Annotated in this window: 17 protein-coding genes; 6 read left to right on the plus strand and 11 right to left on the minus strand. The window is 32.3% G+C overall.

What is annotated here, in order from left to right; translation table 11 throughout:
• Positions 1–47 precede the first annotated feature (47 nt).
• From ruvX to BUB82_RS07940, 5 genes are all read left to right on the plus strand, one after another.
• A complete protein-coding gene (gene ruvX / locus BUB82_RS07920) occupies positions 48–452 on the plus strand; it encodes a Holliday junction resolvase RuvX (RefSeq protein WP_073193078.1) in 405 nt (134 codons plus the stop codon).
• Positions 453–497: 45 nt separating this feature from the next.
• Entirely contained in the window at positions 498–1,088 is a 591-nt protein-coding gene (gene def / locus BUB82_RS07925) for a peptide deformylase (RefSeq protein WP_073193079.1), read from the plus strand.
• Positions 1,089–1,142: 54 nt separating this feature from the next.
• The gene (locus tag BUB82_RS07930; RefSeq protein WP_073193080.1) at positions 1,143–1,589 is read left to right on the plus strand and encodes a DUF5606 family protein; all 447 of its coding nucleotides are present in this window, start codon (positions 1,143–1,145) and stop codon (positions 1,587–1,589) included.
• Between the two features lie 246 nt (positions 1,590–1,835).
• The gene (mazG, locus tag BUB82_RS07935; protein ID WP_073193121.1) at positions 1,836–2,612 is read left to right on the plus strand and encodes a nucleoside triphosphate pyrophosphohydrolase; all 777 of its coding nucleotides are present in this window, start codon (positions 1,836–1,838) and stop codon (positions 2,610–2,612) included.
• A 78-nt stretch (positions 2,613–2,690) separates the two neighbouring features.
• Positions 2,691–3,140: a DUF4168 domain-containing protein gene (locus tag BUB82_RS07940; protein ID WP_073193081.1), complete on the plus strand. Its 450-nt coding sequence runs from the start codon at positions 2,691–2,693 to the stop codon at positions 3,138–3,140.
• 68 nt (positions 3,141–3,208) lie between these two features.
• On the opposite strand, the gene BUB82_RS07945 is transcribed toward BUB82_RS07940, so the two are convergent.
• Genes BUB82_RS07945 through BUB82_RS07985 form a run of 9 tightly spaced genes read right to left on the minus strand, consistent with a single transcriptional unit; the run spans position 3,209 to position 12,892 of the window.
• Positions 3,209–5,119, minus strand: a complete 1,911-nt coding sequence (locus BUB82_RS07945; RefSeq protein ID WP_073193082.1) for an endonuclease — start codon at positions 5,117–5,119, stop codon at positions 3,209–3,211.
• A gap of 13 nt (positions 5,120–5,132) precedes the next feature.
• Entirely contained in the window at positions 5,133–6,344 is a 1,212-nt protein-coding gene (locus BUB82_RS07950; RefSeq protein ID WP_073193083.1) for an RsmB/NOP family class I SAM-dependent RNA methyltransferase, read from the minus strand.
• 28 nt (positions 6,345–6,372) lie between these two features.
• The gene (locus tag BUB82_RS07955) at positions 6,373–6,804 is read right to left on the minus strand and encodes a hypothetical protein (protein ID WP_234949771.1); all 432 of its coding nucleotides are present in this window, start codon (positions 6,802–6,804) and stop codon (positions 6,373–6,375) included.
• Between the two features lies 1 nt (position 6,805).
• Positions 6,806–7,267 (minus strand): hypothetical protein, encoded by a 462-nt coding sequence (locus tag BUB82_RS07960; RefSeq protein WP_073193085.1) that lies wholly within the window; start codon positions 7,265–7,267, stop codon positions 6,806–6,808.
• A gap of 32 nt (positions 7,268–7,299) precedes the next feature.
• A complete protein-coding gene (locus tag BUB82_RS07965; protein WP_073193086.1) occupies positions 7,300–7,839 on the minus strand; it encodes an RNA polymerase sigma factor in 540 nt (179 codons plus the stop codon).
• Between the two features lie 9 nt (positions 7,840–7,848).
• A complete protein-coding gene (locus BUB82_RS07970) occupies positions 7,849–9,684 on the minus strand; it encodes an ABC transporter ATP-binding protein (RefSeq protein ID WP_073193087.1) in 1,836 nt (611 codons plus the stop codon).
• An 11-nt stretch (positions 9,685–9,695) separates the two neighbouring features.
• Complete coding sequence (locus BUB82_RS07975; protein WP_073193088.1) at positions 9,696–11,417, minus strand: phospho-sugar mutase; 1,722 nt, start codon at positions 11,415–11,417, stop codon at positions 9,696–9,698.
• A 5-nt stretch (positions 11,418–11,422) separates the two neighbouring features.
• On the minus strand, positions 11,423–12,376 hold the full coding sequence (locus BUB82_RS07980) for a glycosyltransferase family 2 protein (RefSeq protein ID WP_073193089.1): 954 nt from the start codon (positions 12,374–12,376) through the stop codon (positions 11,423–11,425).
• 3 nt (positions 12,377–12,379) lie between these two features.
• Positions 12,380–12,892 (minus strand): DUF4199 domain-containing protein, encoded by a 513-nt coding sequence (locus BUB82_RS07985; protein WP_073193090.1) that lies wholly within the window; start codon positions 12,890–12,892, stop codon positions 12,380–12,382.
• 151 nt (positions 12,893–13,043) lie between these two features.
• Here BUB82_RS07985 and BUB82_RS07990 point away from each other — a divergent pair, with 151 nt between their 5' ends.
• Positions 13,044–13,295: a type B 50S ribosomal protein L31 gene (locus BUB82_RS07990; protein WP_073193091.1), complete on the plus strand. Its 252-nt coding sequence runs from the start codon at positions 13,044–13,046 to the stop codon at positions 13,293–13,295.
• A gap of 121 nt (positions 13,296–13,416) precedes the next feature.
• Here the strand turns inward: BUB82_RS07990 and BUB82_RS07995 are convergent, their stop codons facing one another.
• The gene (locus BUB82_RS07995; protein WP_073193092.1) at positions 13,417–15,639 is read right to left on the minus strand and encodes an NADP-dependent isocitrate dehydrogenase; all 2,223 of its coding nucleotides are present in this window, start codon (positions 15,637–15,639) and stop codon (positions 13,417–13,419) included.
• Between the two features lie 137 nt (positions 15,640–15,776).
• Complete coding sequence (gene rplS, locus BUB82_RS08000) at positions 15,777–16,127, minus strand: 50S ribosomal protein L19 (protein WP_073193093.1); 351 nt, start codon at positions 16,125–16,127, stop codon at positions 15,777–15,779.
• Positions 16,128–16,160: the final 33 nt, after the last annotated feature.

Here is a 16,160-nt window from a genome sequence, read left to right on the forward strand (position 1 = left end):
TTCTTTTTGGTCTTAGATTTAGGGCTATATTTGTAAAAATTCATGACATGCCAAAAGCTATTGCTTTAGACTTCGGAATAAAACGAACTGGAATTGCTGCTTCAGACGATTTAAAAATGATCGCTTCTGGCTTAACTACTGTAAATACTATCGATTTGATGACTTTTTTAGAAAAGTACTTGTCTGACAATAAGGTTGATATTGTTGTTATTGGTGAACCAAAACATGTTGATGGAAATGCCATGTCACTTGAGAAGAATATAGGTTTTTTTATTGAAGATTTTCAGTTGAAATTTCCTGAGATAAGTGTTAAACGTATCGATGAACGTTTTACTTCTAAAATGGCCTTTCAAACAATGATTGATTCGGGTTTGAGTAAAAAAAAGCGTAAAAATAAAGCCCTAGTAGATGAAATTAGCGCAACAATTATTTTACAAAATTATTTGCAATAAGGGTTTTTTAAAAGAGTTTATTTAATTTTGCCGAAACTTAAAATTATGCTATTACCAATTGTGGCTTATGGTGATCCTGTTCTTAAACGTAAAGCGCAGCCGATAGATAAAGATTATCCAAAATTAGATGAGTTAATTAAAAATATGTGGGAAACCATGTATAATGCTCATGGCGTCGGTTTAGCAGCGCCACAGATTGGTTTGTCAATTCGGTTGTTTGTTATTGATGCTTCTCCTTTTGCTGAAGATGAAAGTTTAGACAAAGAAGAGCAAGCCGCTTTAAAAAATTTTAAGCGCGTCTTTATCAATCCTACAATTATTGAAGAGACAGGAACTGAGTGGGATTTTAACGAAGGGTGCTTAAGTATTCCTGATGTTCGTGAAGATGTGTTTAGAAAACCTGACATCAAGATACATTATTTTGACCAAGACTTTAATGAACATACTGAATCACTAAACAGTCTTACTGCAAGGGTCGTTCAACATGAATATGACCATATTGAAGGCGTACTATTTACAGACCGTATTTCAAACCTTAAAAAACGCTTAGTTAAAGGTAAACTTAACAATATTGCAAAAGGTAAAATTAATGTTGATTACCGCATGCGATTTCCTAAATTAAAAAAACGCCACTAAGTCTTGGTGTATTAAATCCCAAATCGCATATTTGTGCGCTAAAAATTAAAAACTATGGGCTTAGATAAGATTTTATCTATTTCAGGAAAACCTGGATTGTTTGAACTTGTTGCTAAAACTAGAAGTGGTTTCATAGCAAAATCATTATTAGATGGTAAAAAAATACCTGTTAATATTCAGAATAATGTGAGTATGCTAAGTGAAATTGCCATTTATACCTATACGGAAGAGGTGCCACTTAAAGATGTTTTTAAGTTGATGCACAGTCAAGCTGAAGGTCAACCAACAATAGACCATAAGTCATCAAAAAAAGAATTAGAAAATTACTTTAACGACATACTACCTGAATATGATGAAGATCGCGTTTACGCAAGCGATATTAAAAAAGTTGTTCAATGGTATAATATTTTAGTGACTCAAGATTTATTAGAATTCACTGAAGAAACTGATGAAGCACATTCAGAAGCTACTGACACTGAAGCTGACAAAACTGAAGATTAATTTAATCGATTAACCACTTATTTTAACCCTGAATAAATTATTCAGGGTTTTTTTATACCAAATGTTCTATGAAATGAGATAAAAAGAAATTGAATTATAATTGTCTTAATCAAGGCAAAAAAAATGAAACGTAGCTCGGCTATGTTTCATTTTTTTTAACAAAGAGAAAGGCATTTAGAAACTATTTATTTGTCTTATTTTAAGGGATATTTGGTATTATATGTAATTTTATCAAAAACTATAGATATGAATACAAGAGCAGACCAACTTAAAGCTATTGAACGCTTATTGAATATTATGGACGATTTACGTGAGAAATGCCCTTGGGATCGTAAACAAACTTTAGAAAGTTTACGCCATTTAACCATCGAAGAAGTTTATGAACTTGGCGATGCAATTTTGGACAACAATTTAGAAGAGGTTAAAAAAGAATTAGGTGATGTACTGTTACACATTGTTTTTTACAGTAAAATAGGGAGTGAAAAAAAGGTTTTTGATATTGCTGACGTCGCTAATTCTATAGGTGATAAACTAATCGATCGTCATCCACATATTTACGGAGATGTAAAGGTAAAAGATGAAGATGAGGTTAAAAAAAATTGGGAAGCTCTTAAATTAAAAGAAGGTAAAACTTCAGTTTTAGAAGGTGTACCTAAATCTTTACCAGCTATGGTTAAAGCCAGCCGAATTCAGGACAAAGTAGCAGGTGTCGGTTTTGATTGGGAACAGGATTCTCAAGTCTTAGAAAAAGTAAATGAAGAGCTTAATGAATTATCAATTGAAGTTAAAGAAAAAAATCATGATAAAATTGAAGCTGAATTTGGTGATGTGTTATTTTCTATGATTAATTATGCACGTTTCTTGGGTATAAATCCTGAAGACGCCTTAGAACGTACCAACAAAAAATTTATTAAACGTTTTAAGTTTTTAGAGCAAAACACAAAAGCTGAAGGCAAAGATTTAAACCAATTAAGTCTCGAAGAAATGGATGTTTATTGGGAAAAAGCCAAATTAAAAGAATGATTTTTACTATAATCTTAACACTTTCATTTTTCTATTAGTATTCGCATTCATTATAATTGCCAAAATTAAATAATTATTATGTTAAGAACAATTTTTTTTACACTCGCTATTTTTGTTTCTACATTTAGTTTTGCTCAAACAGAACAAAAAGTTAGTGATGAACAATTAAAACAATTTGCAAATGCTTACCAAATCGTGCAACAAGAAAGCATGAAAGTTCAACAGGAAATGATGGGCGTAATTCAAGAAGCCGGTTTGCAGCCACAACGTTTTAACGAAATGTACCAAGCAGAAAACAATCCCAACAAAACCGTTGAAGCAACGGATGAAGAAAAGAAAATGTTTGAGAAAGCAATGGGGAAAATTGAAAGTATGCAAGCTTCTATTCAAGCTAAGATGGAGGAAAAAGTGAAATCTAGTGGTATGGACATGAAAACTTACGAGTCTATCATGAATAAAATGAGAACAAGTCCAGAATTACAAAAACGCATTCAAACTTTAATGATGAGTCAAGGTCAAGGAAAGTAACTTACTATTTCTAATAAAAAAAGCCAAGTCGAAAGACCTGGCTTTTTTTTATATCAAGCTTGAAATAATTAATTGATAATTATTTTTTCAACTTGCTTAGCAGTAGTTGTATTAATTTCAAGTAAGTAAATACCTTTTGTCAAACCTTCAACTGAAATGCTATTGTTACTTGAAATTTTCAGTGTTCTGACTAATCTCCCATTTAAATCAAAAAGATGAATACTTTTAATGTCTTTAGAACTTTCAACTTGCAAACGATTACCTTCAACTGGATTAGGAAACAGTTTTATATCAAATGACGTCTGTGACGAATTAATATTCAAAACATCGCCTTCAATAATAAAATTATCTACAGTCCATCGTGTAGCACTTTCACCATCGGTTGTATCGTACTTAAAAGCTAGATAAACACCACTCCCAGAAATTGATGAGATATCAATTTGACTAAAGGTGTAGACTTCTTCTGAGCCGCTTCCGTCTGAATGAAGAGGAATATTAATATTTGGAACAGCTGTCCAAGTTGAATTTGATGGTGACATTCCTCCCGAGTAATCGGTAGAGTAAACTAATTCTAAGGCTGTATTACCATAACTCGCATCAGTATAAAAGCTAAGTAGAGCAGATGAGCTTGTATCAAAATTAATTGGTGTTGAAGTGATTAACCAATCAATACCAGATTGTGTTGACCCACCAGAAAATGCATTCATTTGGTAACTACCTGTGTTATTTTCTCCAAATTCTTCAGTACAACTCCACGTTAAATCACCTGATTCATTAACAACTTCAAATTGTACCGTATTACAGTTATTAAAATCTTCATTGATAAGATAATCTGGAGTAGCTAAAGTTGTAACTTCTAGATTATTACTTGGGTTTGAGATATTACCAGTTCCATCTATAGCATAAACTCTAAAATTGTAAAGCGTTTCTGAATCAAGGTTAGTTACTTGATAAGAAAGTTGATCTTGAGATAAGTTAGCAATAACGACATTATCTTGTTCTACCTCGTAATTAGTAACGCCAGTATCATCTGTTGAAGCATCCCAACTTAACTCTACACTAGAACTTGTAATATTATTGGCTGTAATATTAGTTGGTGCAGTTGGTGCTTGTGTATCTGGGTTGGGATCCCAAATAAGCTGAACATATTCTGGGTGATCAATTAGTGGATTTCGATTGCCTTGAAAAGCAAACCCATTATTATTGCGGTCTATTTCACGTTGACTTACAGGGTCATTTAAGTGCCAATTAATCAATAAATCTATATACCATTGTACATAAAATTGATTAGGATCATTGTCGGTTAAAACTTCATTATTATCCCAACTTGAACTGAATTCTTGTTCATAACGGATGGCAAAATAGAGTACAGATCTTGCAATGTCACCTTTAAACTCGTCTATAGGTTCAAAAACAGTTCCTGAATATCCTGGAAAAGTATTTGAGCCTTTTTTAGAACCGTTAGTAGAAGTCCATGTGGCATTATCTACTTCGCCAAAAGGATAACTACCGCGTTGCCCGTTAACATAGCCATCGGTTGGTATCACATGAAAATAATCATTCTTCATTGGTGAAGCACTATTAAAAGTCGATTGTGGAACTAAATGTTCACGATTATAGCAATCGTTTTCACTATTATAGTTACCACACTGTTGTGAATAGTGGTTGTAAAAATAACTATCTTGACCATTTGGTATTTCAGAGTATAAATCTAAAACACTGCCATCATTTTCATAATAATTATCAGTGTCGCCACTGTTAGGGTTAGCATAGGCATCATATAAAGCACCATAACCTTGGTCTTGATGGAATGGATAACCGTTATTGTCATCAATATCGTCAATAATTAAATTTAAGGCAGTTTTTAAATTGTAACCATTGAGTCCTTGAGCAGAATCATAATATCCATTTGGGGCTTGAGCTAAACTAACTTGAAAGCTCATTAAACTAAAACCTAAAAAGGCAAAAAACTTCTTCATGTAATTGGAGTTATTATTGTTTTTGTAAAGTTGCGAAATAAAAACCGTCGTAACCTGAGGTATGTGCCAGTATTTTTTCTTCATTAGTTAAACTAAATGTTTCACCTTCAACTGAATTTAAGAATTCTTGGACTTGCAGTTGATTTTCACTTGGAAAGATAGAACATGTCGCGTAAACTAGTTTACCACCAGATTTTAACATCTTACTGTATTGTTTCAATATGTTTTGCTGTTCTTTTCTAATTCTGGCTATAAATTCTGGACTTAATTTCCATTTAGCATCAGGATTACGTCTTAAAACACCTAAGCCAGTACATGGTGCATCGATTAGAACTCGATCAGCCGAATTGTAAAGTTTTTTTACGACTTTTGAATTTTCTATGTGACGTGTGTCAATATTGTGAGCACCTGCGCGTTTAGCACGGCGTTTAAGTTCTTTTAACTTATTAGCGTAGATGTCTAAGGCAATAATTTGACCTTTATTTTCCATTAAAGCAGCCAAGTGTAGGCTTTTTCCGCCAGCGCCAGCACACGCATCTATAACACGCATTCCTGGTTTTACATCTAGCGCTTCAGCAATTTTTTGAGATGAAGCATCTTGAACTTCAAATAAGCCATCTTTAAAACTTTTGGTTTTGAAAACATCTTTACGTTCATAAAGTTCAAGTGCCAATGGGTATTTTGGAATTAACTTTGTCGAAATACCTTCATCGTCTAGTTGAAATTGGGCTTTCTTTGGTGATGTTTTAAGTGTATTTACTCTTAAAACTACAGGCGCTTGACTATTCAGCGCATTAAGCTCTTTCGTCCATTTTTTCTCTCCAAGTTCTTTAACACCAAGCTCGTCAAGCCAATCTGGGACTGATTCACGGTATTTTCTAATTTTTGAAAGTTCATCAAATTTACCTTTAATACGTCTAGTTGGTGTGTCTTCAAACTGAGGCCAATCAGGTATTTCAATGCCCTTAAGTGTTGCCCAAACTGTAAATAATCTAAATAAATTAGGCCTAGAATAAGGTAATTTAACTTCTGCGATTTCAGCATATAAGCGTTGCCAACGAACAATATCGTAAGTCGTTTCGGCGATAAATCCGCGATCTCTTGAACCCCAACGTTTATCACGTTTTAGTGTTTTTGAGATTTCTTTATCAGCGTATTTATTATCGTTGAAAATTAAGTGCAGTGTATCTATAACTGCAAAGACTAAATTCCTATGTAGGCGCATTAACTGATTTTTGCGCAAATTTACATAATTAGTCTTTAGTTGAAGATTTAGAACTGTATTGTTTTATGAGTTTTTTGTTAAAGTCATATTCAGCTTTTTTAAGCATCATAATTTGCTTCGGCGAAATAACCTTTTTCAAGGCATTAACATAATCAACTCTTATTTGATTGCGTTTTGTTTTATAATTGATGTAATCATCTAAAAGCTGATTAGCTTCGGTTTCAGAAAGTGATTTAATCTTGTCTAAACGCTTTTTTATGGAAGACCATTGTTGATCTCTCAAATTATAATAAATGTTTGTATGTTTATTATATACTGGCCAAAATAATTTTGCTTCATCAGGTGTAAGTTGAAGTTCTTCTGTAAAAAAAGCTATTTTTAGACTTTCAATTTTGTCATCATCTTGAGCAAAACTCATGAGACTTAAACTAAGCGTGACTAATAAAATTATTTTCTTCATTTTACTCATTTATAAAATCTTCTTCATAAAGATTGTCTCCTAAATATTCAGCAATTTCTTCTGAAGTCAATTGAGATTCTTCAAAATCGTTAAAATTTAAAGGAACATTGTTGTTAATATAATCTTCAGGATTTTCTAATTCTGTTTCTAAGTAATTTTCTATTTCAGATTGCTCAACATTAGAAAATGAATTTAACTTTTGATTATTTCTAGGCTGATTAAATGCAATGATGGCAATTATAAGAATAGCCGCTACTGAGCTTGAAATAAGTAAAATGCGTTGCTTTAGATTTATTACTTTTGACTCCTGAGGTAACTTTATCTCTAAATCCTCAAAATAGTTATCTGGCACTTTAAATACGTTCTTATCAACAAGGTCTAACTGATTAATTTTAAATTCCTTAAAATAATTATCAGGGACTTTAAATCCAGATTTTTGATATGTGTCTTTTTGTTTATTCATTTGATTTTTAGACTAGTGCTTTACTTTAAAGTTTAATTATTCTTCAAGTATTTTTCAATTTTTTTTGTGGCATGATGATAGTTAGATTTTAAAGCGCCTTCACTTGTGTTTAGTATTTCAGAAATATCTTTGTATGGTAAATTTTCAAAGTATTTCATTAAAAACACCTGTTTTTGTTTATCTGGAAGTGTTTCAATTGCTTTTTGTAATTTTAATTCAATTGCATCACCTTCAAAATAGACGTCACTTTCTAATGAATTTAAAATAAAGTCTTTTAGCTCAGGAACACTAATATTTTTTTTCTTCGCTTTTTTGTTTAAGAATGTAATTGATTCGTTGGTTGCAATTCGGTACATCCAACTATAAAGTTTACTTTCTCCTTTAAAGTTTTTTATATTTTTAAAAACCTTAATAAACGTATTTTGAAGGACATCATCTGCATCTTCATGAATTTTCACCAAGTTTCTGATATGCCAATATAATCTTACTTTGTGTTGTTCGACTAATGCTGCGAAGGCTTCTTCCTTTCTTTTCCCTTGCTGTAAATTCGATATGATTTCTTCTTCAGTCAAGCTTTGTCCTTATTCAAATGATTGCATTTCAACTAATTTCATATAGGTGCCTTTTTTCGCCATTAACTCGTCATGCTTTCCTTGTTCAACAATTTCACCTTTTTGTAGCACAATTATTTTATCGGCATTTTGAATAGTTGAAAGTCTATGCGCAATAACAACAGATGTTCTGTTTTTCATCATGTTTTCAAGTGCTTTTTGAACCAGTCGTTCACTTTCGGTATCTAAGGCTGAAGTTGCTTCATCAAGGATCATAATCGGCGGATTTTTAAGAACGGCTCGGGCTATAGAAAGCCGTTGTTTTTGACCACCACTAAGTTTATTACCACTATCACCAATATTAGTTTCTATACCTTTAGGTAAACTATTTACAAACTCAAAAGCATTAGCTATTTTTAAAGCTTTGATTAGCTCATCATCAGTAGCATCAGGTTTTCCAATTCGTAGGTTTTCAGCAATTGTGTCATTAAACAAAATTGAATCTTGCGTCACGAGTCCCATCAATTGGCGTAAATCTTTTTGTTTTAAGTTTTTAAGCTTGATATCATCAATAGATATTTCACCTTTATTTGTATCGTAAAATCTGGTTAACAGATTAGCAATAGTAGATTTTCCGCTACCTGATTGGCCAACTAAAGCTAGCGTTTCTCCTTTCTTGATATGCGCAAAAAAGTTTTTTAAGACATATTCATCTTCATATTTAAACCATAAGTTTTTAATTGATATGGCTTTTTTAAAGTCAGTTTTTGGAATAGCTTCTTTTGAGTCTTGAATCCTGTTTTCAGTCTCAAGAATTTCTAAAACACGCTCTGCAGCTGCGTTTCCTTTTTTAACATTGTAGCTTGCTTTTGAAATTCCTTTAGCTGGTGTAAGAATATTGTAAGCTAACCCCATGTAGGCAATAAAGCTACTTCCGTCTAATAAACCTTCATTTAAAACCATATTGCCGCCATACCATAATAACACAGCAATGACTGCAATACCTAAAAATTCAGATGCCGGTGAGGCTAAATTTTGACGATTAAGTAATGAATTAGAATAATTGAAAAAATTTTCGGTTGAAGATTTAAACTTGTTGTAAAAGATAGATTCAGCATTAAAACCTTTAATAATTTTAAGTCCGCCTAAAGTTTCTTCTAAAATTGACAAAAAGTAACCTTGTTCTTTTTGAACTTTATCAGATTGCTTTTTGAGTGATTTACCGATTAATGATATTAAAAAACCAGAAATTGGTATAAAAATAAACACAAATATAGTAAGCTTAACACTTATTAGTAACATGGCAAAAATGGTGACTAATATGGTCAGTGGCTCACGTACAATTAGTTCTAAAATAGATAAAAATGAATGTTGAATTTCAAGTACGTCACTAGTAATTCTGGCAATTGTATCGCCTTTTCGTTTTTCAGAGTAATGAGATAGTGGCAGTTCTATTGTTTTTTTATACAAAGCGTTTCTTAAGTCCTTTAATACACCATTTCGCAAAAAAGTGATAAAAAACATGGCTAAATAATTAGCTAAATTTTTGAGTAAAAATAAAATAACGACTAAGCCGATGACTAACATTAATGCTTTTGAAGCATCATCTTCTGCAAAACTATTGACTTGGTAAGCAAAATAATCTTTGAAATAGTCTTTTGCTGAAGTAATACCTTCGTAGGTAGGCTTTTGAATCACGTCTTCTTTACCACATTCATTTTGTCCAAATAAGACATCAAGCATTGGAATCAACGCTAAAAATGAAAGTGCACTAAAAATAGCATAGAAAATATTAGCTATGATATTTAAAATTGCGTAGCGTTTATAAGGAATCGCAAAGCGAATAATTTTTTTAAAGTAGGTCATTAATTTTAAATTTAGGCAATGCCTAATTCAGTTACAATACGGTTGAGTTTAGCTTCAAGGTTTAAAGAAACTTCATTAAAGTCTTCTTTTTTACTTAAAGCCGAATTAACGCTGATGTAAAATTTAATTTTTGGTTCAGTACCACTTGGTCTTGCGGCAACTTTTGTACCGTTTTCAGTATAAAAAATAAGCACATTAGATTTAGGTACACTTAAAGTGTAGCTGCTATGGTCTTGTTTGTTTGTTGCAATACTTGTTTGGTAATCTTCAATTAAAACAATTTTTTCACCATCAATTGTTTCGATCGGTTGTTGTCGAAGGCTAACCATTTTTTGCTTGATTTCTTCAGCACCTTCAATTCCTTTTTTAACTAAAGCTACTAGTTTTTCTTTAAAGTAGCCATGATCAATATAAAGCTGAATAAGCTTTTCGTAAAGACTTAAACCGTTTGCTTTTAGCTGGGCTGCCATTTCGCAAACTAACAAAATTGAAGTTACTGCATCTTTATCACGTACGAAGTCTCCAACCATAAAGCCAAAACTTTCTTCACCACCGCCAATAAAATTAAGTTCTGGATAATCTTTAATTAATTTAGCAATCCATTTAAAACCTGTTAAACTCTCTTTGTATTCAACGCCATAACTTTCAGTTAAAACGCGCATCATTGGTGTAGAAACAATGGTTGATGCTACGAATTCACTTTGATTTAGCTTAGATTTTTTTTGCCATTGTTCTAGTAAAAATGCCGTCATTAAAACCATTGTTTGGTTACCATTGAGCAATTGAAGTTCACCTTGCAAATCACGAACAGCAATTCCTAAGCGATCACTATCTGGATCTGTACCAATAACTAAATCGCTGTTTGTTTTTTTACCTAATTTTAAAGCAAGTTCTAGTGCTTCAGGTTCTTCTGGGTTAGGTGATTTAACTGTTGGAAATTTTCCATTTGGTTCAGCTTGCTCTTCTACAATATGAAGGTTTTTATAGCCTGCTTGCTTTAGCGTTTGGGGTACTAAAGTGATTGATGTGCCATGTAGCGAAGTAAACGCAATATTTAGTTTATTTTTTGCTTCAGTTGGTGTAGAAAAGCTACCGTTTTTGATCACGTCATTTATAAATGCTTGATCGGTAGTTTCGTCTAACTCTTTAATTAATTCGTGATTGGCTTCGAATTTAATTTCATTAAACTGTAGTTGCTCAATTTCAGCAATAATTTCATGATCTTGAGGCGGAACAAGTTGTCCGCCATCTTTCCAATAGACTTTGTAGCCATTATATTCTGGTGGATTGTGACTTGCAGTAAGAACAATGCCACAGTGACAATCTAAATGCTTGACTGAATAGGATAGAAGCGGTGTTGGGCGTAATTCTGGAAAGATGTAGGCTTGAATTCTGTTTGCAGAAAAGACACTGGCAACCTCGTAAGCAAATTTTTTACTGTTGTGTCTGCAATCGTAGGCAATTGCTACTTTTAGTTGCTCGTTTGGGAATGATTTTTTAAGGTAATTAGCAATTCCTTGTGTGTTTTTACCAAGGGTATACTTATTAATTCGGTTAGTGCCAGCGCCCATAACACCTCGCATTCCGCCAGTGCCAAAGGCTAAATTTTTATAAAACGCTTCTTCCAAGTTTTTTGGGTCATTCGAGATGAGCTCTTGAACTTCATTAACAGTTTGTTCGTCAAAAATATGTTTATCTAGCCAAGATTTAGCTTTTTCGATTACTATTTTCATTGTAATTAGTTTAAAAATTCTTTAATGTTATAGTTTGACTTTTGCTGATTGTTTTTAAGAATCAGCTCACCTACAAAGCCAGCAATAAATAGTTGTATACCAATTAGCATAGCGGTTAAAGCAATATAAAACCAAGGATTATCGACCACCAAAATGTCTGGTATATTGTTGTATAGTTTGTAAAGTTTAGATGCGCCAATCCAGAATGCAGCTATAAAACCTATTAAAAACATCAAAACACCAAATGCTCCAAATAGATGCATAGGCCGTTTCCCGAATTTAGAAAAAAACCAAATCGTTATCAAGTCTAAAAATCCATTGATAAAGCGCTCTGCTCCAAATTTTGTATGACCATATTTTCTAGCTTGGTGTTTAACGACTTGTTCAGTAATTTTATCAAAGCCTTCATTTTTTGCTAAGACCGGAATATAACGATGCATTTCACCACTAAGTTTTATGGTTTTAATGACTTCTTTTTTGTAGGCTTTGAGTCCACAGTTAAAATCGTGTAATTTTAGACCTGAAGTAGATCTTGCAGCAGCATTAAATAATTTTGAAGGTAAATTTTTGAATAGCACTGAATCGTAACGCTTTTTCTTCCACCCAGAAATCAAATCGAAATTTTCTTGGGTAATTTTTTGATATAACTGCGGAATTTCTTCTGGACTATCTTGTAGGTCTGCATCCATAGTGATAATTATATCACCTTGAGCATTTTTAAAACCAGCAGCAAGTGCTTGAGATTTGCCAAAGTTTCTTGAAAACCGAATTCCGGAGACTTCAGTTGAAGTTTCTATGATTTTACTGATGATTTTCCAAGAGTTATCCTTGCTTCCATCGTCGATAAAGATAACTTCGTAGCTAAACTTGTGTTTAATCATCACTTGTTTAATCCATTGATATAATTCTTCAATAGACTCAGCTTCATTGAGTAAAGGAATTACAATGGATATCTGCATGGTTTAATTTTTCTTAATGAGGCCAACAATTAAGCTAATAAAGAAGGTTTTAAGCATAATTGAAATTAATCCCATTGTAGCTATGACAAATGGTGTTGTAAATAATAGTGCTACAGATTTTGCCATTTCAGCTTGTTCGCCTTCCATTTTCTGCTTAGTAATTTCAGCTTCAACAGCTGTTAATGCTTCAGTTTTCATAGATTCAATAAACTCAGGCTGAATAAAACTGTAATGTAAGTAGGTATAAACTGCATAAATTAATCCGCCTATTGCACCAATGGCTAAACCAATTTTTAATGCTGTTGAAAAATTGAGTTGAGCAGCGTTATCATTTTTATATAAATGAATGGCATAAAATACAATGGCTGTATTAATTAACAAATTTAATATTCCTATGCCAGCATTTTGTTCTAATTGAAATACGTACAATAGGAGCAAGACTAAAATTGATGCTCCGCCAAAAGCTAAACCAAATCTTGTAGCATAAGGTTTTATAGAAATATCTTGATGTTCCATAGTATTAAATAATTGCAAATATAATCTTTACTACGAAAGTAATCAAAATTCTTAGTTAGATTGAAGAATTATAAACAGATATTTTTTTGAAAATATATTGTTTAGTTTTAATTTTTATCTAAATTTGCAAACTGAATTAAATATTTGAAAAATGAGAAAAGGTATACACCCAGAAAATTATAGATTAGTTGCATTTAAAGATATGTCTAATAATGAAGTTTTTATCACTAAATCTACTGCAAATACAAAAGAAACTTTAGAAGTTGATGGGACTGAATATCCTTTAGTTAAATTAGAAATTTCAAGAACATCTCATCCTTTTTACACAGGTAAAACTAAGTTAGTTGATACGGCTGGTAGAATTGATAAGTTCAAAAACAAATACAAGAAGTTTAAAAAATAATATATTTCTTCTAATTGAAACAAAAAAGCCGAATTTTAAATTCGGCTTTTTTTATTTCAATATTTTCAAAAAAAATCAGGACGTTGAATCCTGATTTTTTTTTGAAATTAAATCCTGTAAACTAAACGTCAATCAAGTCATTTAAAGTTTTACTCGGACGCATTTGTTTTGTTACTAATTTTTCATCTGGGAAATAGTAACCTTCAATATTTACAGGCTTGCCTTGTGCATTGAGTAATTCTTCATTAATCTTAGCTTCATTAGCTTTTAAATGTTTTGCTAATTCTGAAAAAATAACTTTTAAATCTTCGTCTTCATCTTGTTCAGCTAAGGCTTCAGCCCAATATTTTGCTAAGTAAAAGTGAGTTCCGCGGTTATCAATTTCATTGACCTTTCGGGAAGGTGATTTGTCATTTTTAAGATAAGTGCTATTTGCCTTATTAAGAGCTTTAGCTATAACTTGAGCTTTTGCATTATTAGTCTTTTCAGCGATATCTTCAATAGAAACGGCAAGTGCTAAAAATTCACCTAAAGAGTCCCAACGTAAATGGCCTTCTTTTACAAATTGTTGCACATGTTTTGGTGCAGAACCACCAGCGCCAGTTTCAAATAAGCCGCCACCTGCTAATAGAGGTACAATCGATAACATTTTAGCACTTGTACCTAATTCTAGGATAGGGAAAAGGTCGGTTAAATAATCTCGCAAGACGTTTCCTGTTACTGAAATGGTATCTTTTCCTTCTTTAACACGTTCTAAAGTGTATTTCATGGCATCTTTTGGGTTCATGATTTTTACTTCTAAACCTGTTAAGTCATGCTCTTTAAGGTAATGCTTAACTTTTTTGATTAACTCTGTATCATGACCACGATTTTCATCAAGCCAAAAGATTGCTGGATTGCCTGTTGCTTTTGCACGTTTAACACCTAATTTAACCCAATCTTTTATTGGTAAATCTTTTGTTTGGCACATTCTCCAAATATCGCCAGCTTCAACTTTATGTGATAATAAAACATCTCCATTTTTATTTTTTACAAGTACAGTTCCAGCTTCTGGTATTTCGAAAGTTTTGTCGTGCGAGCCATATTCTTCAGCTTTTTTAGCCATAAGACCAACATTAGAAACATTCCCCATGGTTGTAACATCAAATTTGCCGTTAGCTTTGCAAAAATCAATAACTTGCTGGTAGATTCCGGCATAAGATCGGTCTGGGATGATCGCTTTCATGTCTTGGGTTTCATTATTTTTATTCCACATTTTACCACCACTTTTAAAGGCTGCTGGCATTGAGGCGTCAATAATAACATTACTTGGGACATGAAGATTTGTAATACCATTATCACTATCAACCATTGCTAAATCTGCTTTTTTATCATAAATAGCTTCAATGTCTTCTTTAATGGCGTCTTGTTGATTTTTTGGTAATTCACTAATCTTATCAAAAACATCACCAATTCCATTATTTACATTTACACTAAGTTGAGTAAATTCTTTTTGGTATTTATCAAAAAGTTCTTCAAAATAAACTTTAACAACGTGACCAAAAATGATTGGGTCTGAGACCTTCATCATCGTAGCCTTTAAGTGCACAGAAAATAAGATGTTTTTTTGCTTGGCATCTTCAATTTCTTTTGAAATAAAATTTTTAAGTTTTGAAACTGTCAATACAGACGCATCAATTACTTCGCCTTGTTCTAAGTTTAAGCCTTTTTTTAGTTTTTTAGTTTCTGTTGAAGTTTCTAATTCGATATTTATGATATCTGAATTCGGCATAGTTAACGACTTCTCACTACCGTAAAAGTCGCCATCATCCATGTGCGCAACGTGAGATTGCGAATCTTTGCTCCAGTCGTCAAGTCGATGCGGATTAGCTTTTGCGTATTCTTTAACTGGTTCAGCCACTCGTCGATCTGAATTACCTTCTCGTAAAACTGGATTAACTGCACTTCCTAAAACCTTTGCATAAGCAGCTTTAATTGACTTTTCTTTATCGTTTTGTGGATTTGTAGGATAATCGGGTACTTCATAACCTTTTAGTTGCAATTCTTTAATTGCCGCTGAAAGTTGTGGTACAGAGGCACTTATATTAGGTAATTTAATAATGTTTGCTTCGGGTGTTTTAGCAAGTTCGCCTAGTTCGGCTAAAGCATCATTAACCTGTTGATGTTCTGGTAAAAAGTCCTTTAAGTTGGCTAGAATACGAGCTGAAAGTGAAATATCTTTAGAGCTAACTTGTATGTTAGCCGTATTTGTAAACTTTCTTACAATAGGTAAAAATGAGTAAGTAGCTAAGGCTGGTGCCTCATCAGTTTTTGTATAAACAATGTGAGAAGAATCTTGACTCATAAATTTATGTTTTATTAGTTATAAATAATTTAAATAAATCAATCAAATATAAATAATAATTGAATGATTTGAGCTTATTTTAATATTTTGATAATGATCAAAAAAAAAGCTTGCAATTTGCAAGCTTTTTGATTTTCTTAGTTTGAACGCTTTTCTTTAATTTTAGCCTTCTTACCTGTGAGATTTCTGAAGTAATTAATACGAGCACGTCTAACGCTACCTCTTTTATTAACTTCAATTTTTTGAAGTGCTGGCATGTTAATTGGAAAAATCTTTTCAACACCAACAGTTCCACTCATTTTTCTAATGGTGAATGTTTTTAATAATCCAGTTCCTTTAACCTGAATTACAACACCTTTAAAAAACTGAGTTCTTGTTTTTTGACCTTCTTTAATTTCGTAGTAAACCGTAATGGTATCACCTGAAGAAAATTCTGGAAAGTCTTTCTTTTCAACAAATTCGTCTTGGACAAACTTTACTAAATCCATCTTATAATTATTATTTTTTAATTATTACTAACA

The organism is Psychroflexus salarius, assembly GCF_900129035.1.
Taxonomy (GTDB): Bacteria; Bacteroidota; Bacteroidia; order Flavobacteriales; family Flavobacteriaceae; genus Psychroflexus; species Psychroflexus salarius.